Origin of the sequence: Endozoicomonas sp. ALD040, assembly GCF_049275945.1 — a bacterium.
Taxonomy (GTDB): Bacteria; Pseudomonadota; Gammaproteobacteria; order Pseudomonadales; family Endozoicomonadaceae; genus Endozoicomonas_A.
The window spans coordinates 2,935,936-2,951,451 of the sequence record NZ_CP184829.1 but is presented as its reverse complement, the minus strand read 5'-3'; the positions used below and the strand labels follow the sequence as shown (position 1 = coordinate 2,951,451).

12 protein-coding genes are annotated in these 15,516 nt (G+C 49.5%); 6 read left to right on the top strand and 6 right to left on the bottom strand.

From position 1 onward, the window contains the following. Nucleotides 1–137: 137 nt before the first annotated feature. Both ACOJUN_RS10500 and ACOJUN_RS10495 read left to right on the top strand, forming a co-directional pair. Entirely contained in the window at nt 138–515 is a 378-nt protein-coding gene (locus ACOJUN_RS10500) for a CidA/LrgA family protein (protein ID WP_422136579.1), read from the top strand. After that, entirely contained in the window at nt 491–1,234 is a 744-nt protein-coding gene (locus tag ACOJUN_RS10495) for an LrgB family protein (protein WP_422136578.1), read from the top strand. The genes ACOJUN_RS10500 and ACOJUN_RS10495 overlap by 25 nt, the downstream gene beginning before the upstream one ends. A gap of 36 nt (nt 1,235–1,270) precedes the next feature. On the opposite strand, the gene ACOJUN_RS10490 is transcribed toward ACOJUN_RS10495, so the two are convergent. The 6 genes from ACOJUN_RS10490 to ACOJUN_RS10465 all read right to left on the bottom strand — a co-directional run bounded on the left by ACOJUN_RS10490 (nt 1,271) and on the right by ACOJUN_RS10465 (nt 9,260). Then, on the bottom strand, nt 1,271–3,502 hold the full coding sequence (locus ACOJUN_RS10490) for a TonB-dependent receptor (protein WP_422136577.1): 2,232 nt from the start codon (nt 3,500–3,502) through the stop codon (nt 1,271–1,273). Between the two features lie 99 nt (nt 3,503–3,601). Next, the gene (locus tag ACOJUN_RS10485; RefSeq protein ID WP_422136576.1) at nt 3,602–5,608 is read right to left on the bottom strand and encodes an iron ABC transporter permease; all 2,007 of its coding nucleotides are present in this window, start codon (nt 5,606–5,608) and stop codon (nt 3,602–3,604) included. Continuing rightward, nucleotides 5,608–6,513: an iron-siderophore ABC transporter substrate-binding protein gene (locus ACOJUN_RS10480; RefSeq protein ID WP_422136575.1), complete on the bottom strand. Its 906-nt coding sequence runs from the start codon at nt 6,511–6,513 to the stop codon at nt 5,608–5,610. The genes ACOJUN_RS10485 and ACOJUN_RS10480 overlap by 1 nt, the downstream gene beginning before the upstream one ends. Next, nucleotides 6,513–7,343, bottom strand: a complete 831-nt coding sequence (locus tag ACOJUN_RS10475; protein WP_422136574.1) for an ABC transporter ATP-binding protein — start codon at nt 7,341–7,343, stop codon at nt 6,513–6,515. The genes ACOJUN_RS10480 and ACOJUN_RS10475 overlap by 1 nt, the downstream gene beginning before the upstream one ends. Nucleotides 7,344–7,571: 228 nt before the next feature. Next, nucleotides 7,572–7,958, bottom strand: a complete 387-nt coding sequence (locus ACOJUN_RS10470; protein ID WP_422136573.1) for a hypothetical protein — start codon at nt 7,956–7,958, stop codon at nt 7,572–7,574. 6 nt (nt 7,959–7,964) lie between these two features. Further along, nucleotides 7,965–9,260, bottom strand: a complete 1,296-nt coding sequence (locus ACOJUN_RS10465) for an MFS transporter (protein ID WP_422136572.1) — start codon at nt 9,258–9,260, stop codon at nt 7,965–7,967. A gap of 110 nt (nt 9,261–9,370) precedes the next feature. On the opposite strand from ACOJUN_RS10465, the gene ACOJUN_RS10460 reads away from it, so the two are divergent. From ACOJUN_RS10460 to ACOJUN_RS10445, 4 genes are all read left to right on the top strand, one after another. Beyond that, nucleotides 9,371–11,284: an IucA/IucC family protein gene (locus ACOJUN_RS10460; protein ID WP_422136571.1), complete on the top strand. Its 1,914-nt coding sequence runs from the start codon at nt 9,371–9,373 to the stop codon at nt 11,282–11,284. Between the two features lie 117 nt (nt 11,285–11,401). Next, nucleotides 11,402–12,421, top strand: a complete 1,020-nt coding sequence (locus ACOJUN_RS10455) for a GNAT family N-acetyltransferase (RefSeq protein ID WP_422136570.1) — start codon at nt 11,402–11,404, stop codon at nt 12,419–12,421. Further along, the gene (locus ACOJUN_RS10450; protein WP_422136569.1) at nt 12,418–14,226 is read left to right on the top strand and encodes an IucA/IucC family protein; all 1,809 of its coding nucleotides are present in this window, start codon (nt 12,418–12,420) and stop codon (nt 14,224–14,226) included. The genes ACOJUN_RS10455 and ACOJUN_RS10450 overlap by 4 nt, the downstream gene beginning before the upstream one ends. After that, nucleotides 14,223–15,515, top strand: coding sequence for a lysine N(6)-hydroxylase/L-ornithine N(5)-oxygenase family protein (locus ACOJUN_RS10445; protein ID WP_422136568.1), 1,293 nt, complete (start codon nt 14,223–14,225; stop codon nt 15,513–15,515). Before ACOJUN_RS10450 ends, ACOJUN_RS10445 begins: the two co-directional genes overlap by 4 nt. The last annotated feature ends 1 nt before the right edge of the window (nt 15,516 follow it).

Sequence of the window (15,516 nt, the reverse complement as noted above, 5' to 3'; positions counted from 1 at the left end):
AAGCTTTAGTCGGCATTGTACTGGCCAAAAAATTTACGATCGTATTTTTTGGCACTAAAGATACAGATTTTCATGATCGTTCAGGTACCTTCTTTACTGGCATGAGCAATGGTTAAGCATCATAGTGGAGTTTTTTAGTGAAAATAGCCTTTCTATGCCGACGTATGGCAGCCTGGCTAAGCAGTGTCATTATTCTGATGGCCTGTCTTTGGACAGGCGAGCTGTTCAGCGTCTGGATCAATCATGCTCTTCCGGGCAGTATTATCGGCATGCTGCTTCTGGCAGCCCTGCTGGGCAGTGGCCTGATTCGACTGTCCTGGGTTGAAGCCGGTGCCAGCTTTCTGGTTCGCTGGATGTCCCTGTTGTTTGTTCCCATCGGAGTTGGTGTTATCAATCAGCTGGATCTGCTGGCCAACAGTCTTGGTGCTCTATTGCTGACCAGTATTTTTGGGACAGTGGTCGTTATGGCCATTGCCGGTTGGCTGTTTCAATGGCTGGAACGTACACGACAATGACTTTGTTCCCGATGTTTTCGACCACTCCGATGAAGGGTCTGCTCTACTGCTCTCTGACATTGGTCGTCTATCTGATCGCCTGGAAGCTTCAGAATCGTTTTAAGTATTCACTGCTTAATCCGTTACTGATCAGCATTCTGGTACTCGTGGGTATTCTTCTTGCCGACAATATTCCCTACTCCGACTACCAACAGGGAGGTAACTGGCTAAGCAACCTGCTGGGCATCGCGGTTGTCTCTCTGGGCGTGCCTCTTTATCAACAGATGAGGGATATTCATCAGGAGCTGCCCGGTGTGATTCTGGTGGTTTTTATTTCCAGCCTGTTTGCCCTTGTCAGCACGGTTATACTCGCGGTTCTGGCTGGTGCCGATGGTCAGGTCGCTATTTCCCTGGCACCCAAATCGGTGACAACACCCATTGCTGTGATGATTGTGGATAGCCTGAATGGTGTCCCTTCTCTTACGGCTATTGCCGTCATCCTGACGGGTTTGATGGGTGCTATTTTTGGCTTGCCATTACTGTCGTTGCTGAAAATCACTGATCCAAAAGCCAGAGGTATTGCTATGGGCACAGCCTGTCATGCATTGGGCACTGCGAGAATGGTTCAAAGTTCATTGAAAGAAGGCGCTTACAGTGCGCTGGCGTTAGTACTTTCTGCCAGTATCAGTGCCCTTCTGGCTCCGTGGGTGATACCCCGGGTTCTTGGCTGGTTGCCCTAAATTAGCGGCCAGTTTTTGCCTGGCCGCTTTTCCTGCTTAATACTCTACGCGATAACTCAGAGTGTAAGCACGACCTTCTGCATTATGAGCACTGATGCCATTGTAAGTGTCACCAGCCCACTGGCTGTAGACCGTTTCGTAGTCCTCATTCAACAGGTTGGTAATACCTGCTTTCAGAGTGCCCACGGGCATAGCGAAGGAAGCCAGCAGATCAACAGTGGTATAACCGTCAACCTCATAACTTACGACATTACCACCAGACACTTTCTTGCCTTTGTCGTAATCGGCAAAGGTTGTCGACTGCAGACGTATACTCATATCTTCCTGATCGTAGGTGACATAGGTCACGTACTTTTCAGGAGAGACATCGGCTGCCTGCAGGTCAAGCCATTTGCCCACTTCTTCGTAGTAGCTGCGCCCTTCTGTGAAGGCATAGCTGCCACCGACACTCCAGAAATCATTGACGAAATATTCCAGAGAGCCTTCAAAGCCGTAGACTTTCTTTTGCTGGTCCAGCAGGTCCACATTGTAATCTTCATTAAAGTCTATGGTTTTATCAGACTCGTTATAAAAGACAGAGGCATTGGCCAGCAGGTTTTCAAAACGTCCACGCCAGCCCAGTTCATAGCTGTCAGTCTTGATGGCGTCCAGATTGGCTTGTGATATATCGGTAGGATTCAATGGCAGATTGGGAACTATGGCCAGAATGCTGTCTGGTGAAATCACATCCCTTAAAATCCTTGAAGCATCAGGGACTTCAAAACCCTGAGAGTAGTTAACAAACACTTCATTGCTGCCATTCAGCCGATAGACCAGACCAACGTTAAATAGAGTATCGTCATACTTTCTGACATCACCCTCTAATACAGTTACATCTGCATTAGGAAACAAAATAGGCAAAAACCAGGTTTCTGCTAACGGAGTGTAGTCAGCAATATCCAATTCAGCGCGCTCGTGACGAACACCGGCGTTCATGGTCAGCTGTTCGGTAATATCCCAGGCGGTCTGCAAGTAAAACCCGAGGGTCTTGGCATCGACATCCGGACCGTATTCATAGGAAGATCCTGTCGGTTCAATAACTGTGCCGCCACTGTCAATGTACTTTTGCAGATCGTGCAGTTGTCCTCTCTGTTCGCCTTTGTCAACATCGTAGTCAATACCGTAGGAGATTCTGAACGTATCGGTCAGAGCCCTGTCGAGAAGCAGCTTCAAGCCATAGACTTCTGAGGTAGACGTCGACTGATTAACAAAAGTAGTGCCCGGGGATATCGTGGAACCTAACATATTCGGGTAAGGGAAGAACCTTGCGTCACGCTCACGATAGTAGGTTTGCAACTGAAAATTATTGCCTAAAAAGTCAGCATCACTGTAGACCAGATCAATGGAATTTCTCTTGCTGTAAGGCTGATCTTCCAGCTGCAACCCTTTAACAGGTGGTGGTGCGTCAGCAGCATCTCCAGTGATCAGAGAGGAAATGTCGGGCGCGTAATCAGAATCCATCTGATCATCAAAATATTGCAGTGTCGTCTCCAGGCGCTGCTCCGCGTTGAAGTCATAACCCAGTTTCACCAGAACATCTTTGGTATCGGTATCGCTTCGGCTGACCTGAGAGGGGTCCGGGTTAACCCGGTCACCATCGGCATCAAAAATGCCATCACGACTCTCGTAAGTTCCGCTGAACAGGTAATCAAAATTACCGTTACTGCCACTGATACTCTGATTCAGGGTATAGCTGCTCAGCTCGTCACCAGATACCTTGATGCCGGCTTCAGAAGCAAACTGGATATCGCCTTCGGCTGGCTTACGGGTGATCAGGTTGATAACAGCGCCGGTCGCACCACCACCATAAATTGCGCTGGCACCGGAAATCACTTCAATACGTTCAATGTTTTCAGGACGAATCATGCTGAGCTGGCGACTGATCTGACGGTTCTCGGTCTGAGCAATGCCATCAATCAAAACCAGAGCCTTACGACCACGGACGCTTTGGGTTCTGTCGGTCACCGTCTGAGTGCTGGGACCAAAGCCAGGGACCAGCCGTTCAAGAATATCAGCCAGTTTCTGACCGGACACGTTCTGCTGGGCCACTGCTTCACCACTGATGACCTGTACGGTCCCGGAAACATCAGAAATACTGGCTTCAGAGCGGGAAGCGGTAACAACGACTTCTTCCAGCCGGGTCACGGAATCATTGCCTTCTGCAAAAGCACTCTGACTTCCCAACGCCATGGTTATAGCGATGGCAAGAGGCGTTTTATTTGTTTTCATAGGTTAGCTTTCCCTGTGTTTGATTATCATTCTCATTAGATCCCTGTTCTTGTTCCAAGCCCGCTTCCCGCAGGTTTGTGATTTTTTCAAAAAGGTTATTTAACGACTTTGGACGTATTTACCACTGAGCAGTAAAAGGATGAAATAAATACCACCGGCTCCTGAGACCAGAAGACCTGAAGGAATTTCAAAAGGAGCCATCAACGATCGTGATAGCCAGTCACTGATGACCAGCAGCAAAGCGCCCGTCATGGCAGTAGCCGGAATCAGATGTCTGTGGCTTGACATGCCGGTGACGCGGCAAATATGGGGCGCCATCAACCCGATAAAAGAAATACCCCCCACTGTCGCAACACTGGTTGCACTCAAAAGGGCGACCAGCAGCATCAGCAGATACACTGAAGCCTTTACTCTGATGCCCAGCAGGGAAGGCCAGGAGGCGCCCAACTGAAGAATGTCCAGCTTTCGCCACATCAGCATAAACATGGGTATCAGGATTAAGACACCAGAAGACAACAGATAAACCAACTCACTGCTGGCTGCATAGGTACTGCCTGAAAGCCATACAAGCACCTCGCTGGACTGATTACTGCCCAGCACCATCACTACGCTGATCAGCGTTGCCGAAACCGCTGAAAGACAGAGGCCAGCCAGGGCAAAAAGCTGGGGATTAAACCCGGTCATCCGACTGAGGGCCATTAAAAGAAGCAGGGCAAAACCACTGCCAAACATCGACAGCATGAGCAAGTCCAGACGCTCAAGACCAGGCACCATGACAGAGCCCAGGACCACAAACAAAACGCCCGTGGTCGTCAGACCAGAAACATCGGGACTGGCCAGAGGATTTCTCATCAGGGTCTGAAGAACCAGACCAGAGACAGCCAGCGCAGCTCCGGCAAAAGCTGCCGTTAAAACTCTGGGCCAACGCAGGTCGATCCAGGACCGGTCAAGGCCGCTGAACAGACTGAAGTAAAAAGCGACCAGCACTAAGGACAGCAGAACCCAGAGGACTTTTACCGGAGACACGTGAAACAGAGCACGTATTCCTGTCTCACCGGGTGCTCTGGCCAAATTGCTGATCCTTTTACGCTGGCTCAACAGGAAAATCATGAAAGGTGCGCCGACAACCGTTGTCATGGCTCCGGCCGGGATACTGTAATGGGCTTCGGACATCAGGAAAGGAATCATTCTGGCCAGCACATCTGCACCCAGTAGCAGCAATGCACCTGTCAGGCTGGCCGCCAGCAGACGTTTCCATGCTGAGCGATAACCAAGACCACGGGCAATGTGCGGGGCAATCAGACCAATAAAACTGATCATTCCCACCTGACTGACGACAGTGGCAGACAAAAGCAGAGCAATCACCAGCGACAAGCCAACGGTTCGTCTTACATTTATCCCCAGACTCTCGGCCTGATCTCTGCCCAACTCAATCAGGTCCAGACGTCGGGCCAGCAATGTGGCAAAGAGAATCATCAGGGTAAAGATCGGCCAGCTGCTGTTGATAGCCTGATAGTCAAACTGGGCAAGATTCCCTGCCCCCCAGGTGTACAGGCCCTCCAGACGATTCTCGAAAAACATCAGAATACCGGCACTGAGAGCACCCAGTGACAGGGTAATGGCCATGCCAATCAGAACAAGGTTAACCGGTGAATCACTGATAGCTGTGGCCAGCCTGAACACCAGTAAAGTGGTAAGCGCAGCACCCGAAAAGGCGACAACAACTGGGTACTGGTCGGTCAGTTCAGGCAACAGAACAGTTCCCAGCACTACGGCGAGCATGGCCCCGGAGTTCACTCCCAGTGTTGCCGGACTGGCAAAGGGATTTCTTGTCGCTCCCTGAATCAACACACCCGCTGCCCCCAGTGCGGCACCGCATAACAATGCCATCAATGTTCTTGGCAGAAGGAGCCAGGTCACTATTTCAGAGGCCATAGCATGATCGGCGGGTTGCTGCAGGAACGGCAATCCATTCAACAAATCAAGATCAATGCCGGCAGGCCCCACTGTCAGGGAAACAGTGACCAGAAGGATGAACAAAAACAATGTCACTGCCGTCTTTTTAACGCCTTCATAAAAACTGTTTACAGACTCCAGAATAAACATCACACCTCCGGAGCCAGGTAACGGGCAAAAGCCTTGGCCATTCGAGCAGCCGACTCAGGGCCACCATATGACCAGAGTGCGGGCAGATAATAGACCCGGCCTTCTTCAACAGCCGGAAGGGCATTCCAAACCGATGATTGCGCCATCGTTGGCAGATTTTCGGGCTGACTGCCAATAATGATCAGACTGGCGTCGCCAATAGTGGTCAGTTTGAGGAGGTCAACATGGGTAAAATCCCGTCCGGGTAATGAAGAGTGCCAGCTGTTTTCCAGACCAATCCTGTTAACAATGGCACCCGCCAGAGACAAATCGCCGTAGACTCGAAGTCCCAGTCCCATACCGACAAACTTACCCACAACGACTTTCTGGCCGGAGAGTCCCGCTGCTTTGATCATATTGCGGGCCTGTTCCAGCTCAGACTCCATTTCCCTGAGTCTCTTTTCTGCCAGAGCTTCGCGCCCCAGAATATGTGCCACTGAACGAAAAATACCCTGCATTCTCAGAAAATAATCCAAAGGATCTTTCTGGCTCGGGTACTGGGAATAAAGAACGGTTGGAGCAATGCTCTTAAGCTCTGAAACTATACGACTATGACGCCATTTATAGCCAAGAATAAGATCCGGTTTGAGAGCCGCTATGGCTTCCAGACCCGGCTCAGCTCTCTGCCCGAGTTCGGTAACACTTGCCGGCATAACCGGATCATCGGACTGCCACTCCCGATAACCCTTTATGGAAGTCACCCCTGCAGGTACGACACCGAGGGTGAGCAGCATTTCAGCCTGGGTCCAGTTCAGTGCTGCAATCTTTTCCGGGGTTTCGGCCAGATCGGGTTCAGTGACTGAAGCCATCGCTGCTACCGATGTAAACAGCAGGCAACAACAGCTTTTTTTCAGGACTGCAAACATCAGGCGACTTCCTTGCTCAAAACACGATGGATCACGGGCTCAGCCTGATGCTCACCCAAGGGCAAAAAGAGCGACTTTTTTCTGCCTTCCAATTGCACTTCCCAGGTCTCTACCCCAAATACATCCGAGATAATGCGTTTATCCAGTACCTTTGTAGCTGCACCTGTTCTAATCACCTGCCCCTGATCCATAAGCACTATTTCGTCGCTGAACTGAAGGGCCTGATTCAGGTCGTGAAGTACCCAGATAATGGTGGTCTGCTTTTCATCATTCAGCTGTCTGACAATATTCAGCAGGCGCAATTGATGAGCGATATCCAGCCATGAGGTCGGCTCGTCCAGAAGTAAAATGCCGGTTTCCTGGGCCAGCACCATGGCCAGCCAGACTCTCTGCATTTCACCACCGGAGAGATGATCAACCTGTTCACCGGCATAATGATCCATACCGACTCTGGAGAGTGCCGAACTGACGGCCCTGTGATCCTCTTTTTTCAATCGCCCGAATGGGCCTGCATAGGGGTATCGGCCACAAGCCACCAGATCCGTTGCCGACATACCAAGTGGAACCGGTGAGTGTTGTGGCAACAACGCCAGACTTTTAGCCAGTTCTTTACGGTGGAGTGACTTCAACAACTGCCCTCCCAAAAGCACCCGCCCATCACTGGGCTCAAGCAAACCGGAGAGCAATTTCAGCAGGGTACTTTTACCCGAGCCATTGGGTCCGAGAATAGCGGTAATTTTTCCTGCCGTGATGTCAAGATGGGTTGGTTGCAGAATGGTTTTTGTTCCCACCCGCAAACATGCCTGGTCAAGCGTTAGGGTCTGCTCCATGGCCTCAGTTTCTTTTGTTCTGTGGAAGTGTGATCGCTTTACTGTCAGACAACTGAAGCAAGCTCCCGTACTCTCTGTTGAGCCGGACTGACCATTCACTCAATAATTATTTTTCAATTTCAGACTGCCTGATATTGTCCTGATGCAGTCGTGCAATGCTGATAGCCATTGTCTCAACCAATGGATAATGGTTGCGAATGATAATAGTTATTATTTACACCATCAAGCTTAAACTGTCGTTTGATGGCACCGCTCAATCGCCCAGTCACGAGCCTGATCAAAATCGAGACAGGACACCATGGGAAAAGGCATAGCCTTTTTCATGTTGTCACTGACCACTCTGTCACCCTCCTGTTCGGAAAGCACAACCCGGGCAATACCACGGCAAAACGCTCCCAGTTTTATCCTGTTCTCTTTAAACCAGAGCCCCAGTTCTCTTCTGGCTTCCGGTGAAAACTCACTGTTGGGCTTTGCCTGAATAATGAGACTGAATGGCTGCTCTCTTGCCAGCAGCCCAGAAAGATCCACTAGCCATTGGCGAGCATCATCGTCGCAGGCCGGGCGATTAAAGCTGACTGTGACAATGGGCCAGCCCACCATTTGAATTGAGTTCATGTAAACCTAACAACTCCGTTTCTTTGGAGATTCAACTAATAAAAAGGAAATCATCAGAAGCAGAACAGCCAGAAAAATGCAGAAAACTTCTGCCATCTGAATGCCCAGTGATCCTCCCAGTCCGGCCAGAAGCGCTCCCATGGTATATCCGAGGGTATGAATCATAGCGAGGGTTCCTGTCAGAACGCCCTGCTGACCTACCTGTTCTGACGCCAGTGTCGTGTAAGCAGGCGTCAGTAATGCAATCGAAGCGGCACTGATGACCAGTCCGAATATCAGGCATATCAGTTGAGTGGAGGTGATCAGCAGGAAACTACCGAACAGTAATAAAACGCTGCCGACTTTTAATGACAGAATCAGCCTGCCCTGAGCAAAACGAGATACCAGCAAATGAGCAACCACCGTCGAAAAAGCAGCCACCATCATGAGCATCGAAAGTACTCTTGATGCTGATACTCCGTCGTAAGAAAAACGCTCCTGCAAAATAGGACCTATTAGGTACTGCAACAGGCCAAAGAGCGTTGTTACAGAGCAGGCCACCAGCAAAACAGGCCAGAGTGATTTCAGCATTTGCCTGAACGGGTTCTTTTCTTCGCTACCCTTTTCCTGCCTGACTTCTGAAGGCTTGTCATTGGTTAATATTGAGACCTGTATTAGCAAGGGGATAGCAAAAACTACCAGTGCTAAAACAGGGAACAGGCTGCCCTGGGAAATCAACATTGCCGGAATCACAGGACCTATGAGACGCCCGGCATTTATACTGACTGTAATCCGGCTTAGACCAGGCAGTCTGTTAGAATGATTACTGTCGTCTATAACCCAGGCCTGAACCGCTGGATACAAACCCGATACCAATAGACCATAAATAGTCCTGGCGAAAAACATCAAACCAATGGCCAACTCTCTGCTCAGCAGACCAGAGCCCAGACCGTGAAGCGCGAATGCCAGCAGTAAAAAGCTGGCCGCAAAACCAAAGAGCCCGGACTGAACCACTCTCTTGCGTCCAAAACGGTCACTTATTCTTCCCCATAGGGGCGAAGTGAAAATAAACAGACAGGTTCCCAGTGCCACCATGAGCGTCAGCAGGCCATAACCTAAACCGGTTTCTTCAGCAATGGCTGGCAGGCAGATCAATAGCGTCGTCTGCCCGGCACCGAGCATAAATACCGACCCAAACTGGCTGAACTCTTTGATGGAGTCTCCGGTCTCATAAACGGGTTTTGCTATAACAGGGCCAAGCTCATTTTGTTGCATGGTTGATGTTTGTTGTTGTGATCTGTTGCAAATGATAACAATTCTCATTTACAATTCAAGCCCTATTGAGCCAGACCTTAAATAAAATCCTCGTAACAGTAATTAAGGTCTTCCAAATTATGTGCTGAATAATAAGATCATTCTGGAGAATGAAATCAGTGTCCACACCGCTTTTAGAAACCACAACCATCAAAGCTGTATACGATTCATCCTATAAAAGGTTCGGACATGAGCTTACGTACGACTGCAATAGTCATGAGCAAGCTGAAAGCCTGAGTGCTGGCTGCTTTTTTAATGCCTTGCTCAGGGAATGGAAAGACTGGTCATTAGAGCCAGTTGGTAGCCACAAGAAGTGGTTGAGTGGTCAATCAATAAGTTCAGACTGGCAGCCGCCTGTTGACGCTGAAGCCACTGCTTCAATCCCCTTGAACAAAAGCGACTGTCGGCTTTTGATTTATATTAAATATTTATCCATCAGCGGCAGGCATCAGTTCTGCAAACCCATTGCCCTGGTTAACCAAAAAAACAACACCATCACTGATTTATCCTTCACTGAAAGTGTTCAGTTAATCGTTAAAGACAATGCTTTATGGAACAGTGACGCCGGGCAGAGACAACTGTTTTTTAATCGTGTTAAAAGAAGCGTTGAGAATATGGCGTCTGTTCTTGAATTAAGAAAAAACGAACTTGACCAACTATTTTCCGGCTGCACAGATTTTCAATCTTCAGAGCAAGCCCTGCTGGCAGGTCACTCCGTTCACCCTACCCCCAAAAGTCGCGATCAATTTACCGCAGAAGACTCACAGCGCTATATTCCTGAATACGGAAACAGCTTCCAGCTGCACTGGTTTTCTATTGATGCCAACCTGCTGGAAGCAGACAGTGTTCATGAATATTCATTCCATGAACTGACTCGCCAACTGGCTTCTGAAGATCCGGAGTTCTCCGGTCGTTTTCCTGAAGACATTTCCGAACACCACACCCTGTTACCCGCTCACCCCTGGCAGGCTCAGCAATGGTTAAAGAATGCTTATATACGGCAGTTGCTCAGTGAAGGCCAAATTATTAACTATGGTCTGCATGGTAGCCAATGGCGTGCTACTTCTTCAGTACGGGCGATCCATGGAATACACGCCTCCTTGATGTTGAAGTATTCACTCAGCGTCAAACTGACTAATTCGATCCGTCACCTGCTGCCCAAAGAAGTGATTCGAGGTAAGGAAATCCATCAGGTGAAATACCAGACTCCTTTGGGTAATGATTTAAAAAGCCTGTATCCGGACTTCGAAATCATTACCGAACCGGCTCATGCCGCCATCAAGGGAGAAGACGGCCAGGTGCTGCCTGAAACCATGATGGTGCTTCGGGAAAATCCTTTCAACCGGGAAACCGTCAACCAGTGCACTGAGTTACTGGCCAGTCTTACCCAGGACAACCCGGTAGGTGAGCCCAGACTGATTGCTCTGATCCGGGAATTAGCTGTAAAGGAAAGGGCCAGGCCTGAAGCTGTCGCACAAAAGTGGTTTGGAAAATATCTTTCCAAAGTTTTAGAGCCCATGATCGTTGCTCAATCAGACTTTGGTCTGCTAATGGGCGCACATCAACAAAACCTGTTGCTCAGAATGCCAGAGGGTTACCCGGAAACCGTCTATTTCCGCGACTGTCAGGGCACGGGGTACAGCCGCCTGGCCAGAGAACTCTTGCAAGCACACCTGCCTCTGGCTGATGAAGAAAAAGAGCACCACGTCAGTGAACAGCTTGGCAACCGGCTATTTACTTACTATCTGCTGATTAATTCCACCTTTGGTGTTATCAGCGTGTTGGGAGCCAGCAATATTCTTCCGGAGAAAGAGCTTCTGTCCTCCCTCTACCGTTTTCTGGACAACCTGCGCAAGCAGGGCCGCCGGGACACCAGCTGCCTTGATTACATGCTCGATAGCAGAGAGCTCTGGTCAAAAGGTAACTTTTACTGCACCTACTGCAACATTAACGAGAACACATTAAAGAACCCGATGGATGTCTATCACTCCATGAGAAACCCCTTGCAGGCATTCAGTGAGGTTGTCCGGTAATACACCCCATTAATTTTATCGTGAAAAACATTTTGCAATGCCATTTTCATATTTGAGCATGACGCACCTTGTTTTTCTTCGCACAAGGCTACTCAGACTCACTCTTACGGAAGAGCAATGACTAAAATAACAACGATTACCCTGCCAGGGGCATCAGACTGCAAGATTTCTCTGCAATTACTGTCATCCAATAGCCTGACGGTGCATGACAACAATCAATCTCTGCTGTTAAAAATCTCGGAGCAGGATAGTGCCTTAATAACTGCAGCTAACGAATCCGATCTCCCTGAGAATGTACCCAATCACCTTATTGCAGCCAGTCTGGATTACCTGTTTTCCCGCAATCCGGATCTCTTCCAAATTCAGGTTGCAGCTTCGTTGGCTGAAAGGCTTCAAGATAATCAGCTGATACACAGCCATAAAGAAAGCTCAAAGGAAGCTACCTGTTATCGCTCAGGCCTCTATCAGGACCGAACACTCTGGCACTATCAGAGAGATCATCAGACGATACCTGAAATCTGGACTGAAAACGAAAAAGCTGTCACGCATCCACTTCGTCAGGAACAGCCTAAAGGTGTCGTTTATAAGCGTTATGACTATCAAAATGACCTCACTGTCTCCTTCAGAACCCTTGATCCGGACCAGGATCTTGATCTCTTCCATGAATGGATGAATCAGCCTCGTGTCGCAGAGTTCTGGGAGATGGCCCAGAGCCGGGAAGAACTGACAGCCTATCTTCAGTCAGCATTGAAAGACCGGAGAACCTGGCCAATGATCGGGTGCATCAACGGTGAGCCTTTCGGGTATTTCGAACTCTACTGGGCTCTGGAAGACCGTATTGCTCCCTACTACGATTGCCAGCCCTGGGATCGTGGCTTTCACCTTCTGGTAGGGAATCTGGAATTTCTGGGCGAGAGATATTCCAACAGCTGGACAAAGTGCATTACTCACTTCCTGTTCCTGGACGAGCCCCGAACGACTCGTCTGGTGGGAGAGCCCAGAGCTGACAACAAGAGATTGCTGAAGCTGTTGAGTCCCGCTGGCTGGTCATTGGTCAAAGAGTTTGACTTCCCTCACAAACGTGCGGCACTGGTCAACTGTTACCGGGAGAGTTTCTTCCAGGAGATCCGGTTATGAATCAGGCTGTTACGGCTTTACCTGTCAATCAGTGCCTTGAGTTCTGGCAGAAAGCTAACCGTCGGTTGTTAGCAAAAACACTCAGTGAGCTGAGCTGGGAAGAAGCCATCATCCCCAAAGCAATTGCTCCTGAAGAAGTGAGTGGCGGACTGTTTATCCTTGAACTGAAAAGCGGCGTGAACTATCGCTTTTATGCTTGGAGAACCATCTGGGATCAATTAATAGTGGATACTGCGTCCATTTCCCGTAGCTATCTGGACAGTTGCATCGACTCAGCGCTGGAAGTCAGTCAGTTTTTTATAGACGCCAGGGAGGAGCTGGGACTGGACTCAACAACACTGGCAAACTTCCTCGAAGAACTGGCCAATACGCTAATGGCCGAGGTACAGGTTCAGAAAAACTATCACCAGAAAAGTGCAGCCGAACTGATCGAGCTGGAGGATGACGAACTGCAATGTTATCTGGATGGCCATCCCAAAGTCACCGTCAGCAAAGGACGCCTCGGCTGGGGACAGGAGGATTATCAGGATTACGCTACTGAGTTTCTGCCCGAAATCCAACTTGAGTGGGTGGCATTGAGCCGTGAAAACTGTAGGCTCTCTCTGGCCGTCGACCTTCAGGAAAATGATCTGATCAGCGCTGTTCTTAACAGCAGGGAGCAGGCAGAGCTGTACGCCAGATGTCGTCAACTCAATATTGATTCAAGCCACTTTTTCCTTATGCCGGTGCACCCCTGGCAATGGCGCAACCGTCTGGTCAACCTGTTCGCTTCTGAAATTGCTGCAGGTCACATCGTTCATCTGGGAAGCTATGGAGACCCTATGCTTCCACAACAGTCTCTTCGAACTTTGTCCAATAAGAAGCGACCAGAGCAACTGAACATCAAACTGCCACTCTCCATTTTAAATACCTCCTGCTACCGGGGTATTCCCGGTCGATATATCCAGGCAGGTCCCATGGTTTCGAGCTGGCTCTCTGAAATAGCTGCGTCTGATCCAACCCTGTGCAACCGCAGAACCATTATTCTGGAAGAGCCTGCCGGGGCTTATTATCCAAACCCTCAGTTCCAACAGATAGCGGATGCTCCCTACCGTTATCATGAAATGCTGGGCTGCATCTGGCGCCAGAGTGTTCACGCTAAAACCGAAGAATCGGAACGGGCTATCCTGATCTCTACCCTGTTCCAGAAAGACGGCTATGGCTATCCATTGATTTGCGAGTACATTCATCGTTCGGGATTAACAACAGAACAGTGGTTATCAAAGCTTTTTGATCTGGTGGTGGTTCCTCTTTATCACCTGCTGTGTAAATACGGTGTTGGTCTGGTGGCTCATGGCCAGAATATTACTCTGGTTCTGGATAATCATCTGCCAGTCAGAGTAGCGCTGAAGGATTTTCAGGGTGACCTGAGACTGATCGATCAGGACTTCCCTGAACTTGACACTCTGAGTGATTACGCCCTTTCAGTCACTGCTCGCCTGCCTGCTGCTCACCTTATTCACGACTTGCAGACCGGTCACTTTGTGACCGTTCTTCGCTTTATCTCTGCCTGTCTGGCTGAAAAAGGCTTTTCCGAGTCCCGTTTCTACCAGTTACTGGGTGAACAACTTAAGTCGTATATAAAGGCACATCCCGAACTGGAAAATCGCTTCAAACTGTTTGATCTGTTCACACCGGAAATGGCCCGGGTTTGTCTGAACCGGGTTCGTTTCAAACTCGGCTATGGCGACACCAGCGAACGCCCTCTGCCAGAACTGGGAACCCCTCTCAAGAACCCTCTGGCAATAACACTCAGGGAAGAATGATGAACTTTACACACTACCAAGATGAAACCGCCCCTCTGGATCTGGCCGGACTGGGATCTGGCCCGTTCAACCTGAGTCTTGCAGCACTGCTGGACAGTCTTCCCGAGCTAAAGGTCCGTTTCTTTGACAAAAGACCCGCCTTCGGCTGGCACCCGGGGCTTATGTTGCCTGGTGCTCACATGCAGACCTCCTGCCTGAAAGATCTGGTAACTGCCGTACAACCCACCAGTCGCTGGTCTTTCTTGTCATTCCTGGTGGAAAAGGGACGGTTTTATTCTTTTTTAGCCACTGAAAAGATGGTGATCAGCCGCAGCGAATTTGTCGAATACATGAACTGGGTCGCAGAAAACCTGGAGTCTTTGCAGTTTGACTCGCAGATCAGGGAAGTCAGCTTTGAAGAGGGTAGCTTCGTGCTGCGCTCGGACAAGGAGAAGGTTAAAGCTCGTAATCTATGTCTGGGAACAGGCAAAGTACCCTGCATACCTGATTGCGCTCGAGCTCTGGTGGGTAGGCATTGCTTCCATGCCAGCGAACTGATGACCCGCCAGCCTGATCTTCGCAATAAAAAGGTTGCCGTTATTGGGGGCGGCCAGACGGGTGCAGAAGTCTTCCTTAACTGTCTGCGTGAACAATGGGGTAAAGCTGATGAGATTCAGTGGATTTCCCGCCGGGCCAGCTTTGAGCCTCTGGATGAAAGTCCATTTACCAATGAATATTTTACGCCCGGCTATGTTAGCCGCTTTTTATCCCTGCCTGAGGAAAAAAAAGAAACCATTGTCAAATATCAGAAGCTGGCCAGCGACGGCATTACGCCTGCATACCTGCTGGAAATCTACCGGGAACTTTATGACCGCACCTACTTGTCTCGGAGTCAGGTAAACTGGAAACTGCTGCCTGACCGGACCCTCACGGCCATGTCTGAATCTTCGAGTGGCTTTTACGACCTCAAGCTCACCAATTCGCTGTCTTCAGAGGATGAAGTGCTCTCTGCTGATATCGTCATTCTTTGTACAGGTTTTCAGAATCTACTGCCCCGCTATCTGGAGCCAATTCAGTCCAGATTGAACCTTGACGAACACCAGCGTTTCAAACTTTCTTCCAGCTTTGCCGTTGATTGGGATGGTCCGGACAACAGAAGCATTTACGCCGTCAACGCAGGTCTGCACAGTCATGGTATTGCAGAGCCACAACTGAGTCTGACCGCCTGGCGATCAGCAAGCATCATTAATGATCTGGCAGGGCGGGAAGTTTTTTCAATCAGTCAGCCAGGCAGTTTGATTGGGTGGTAAA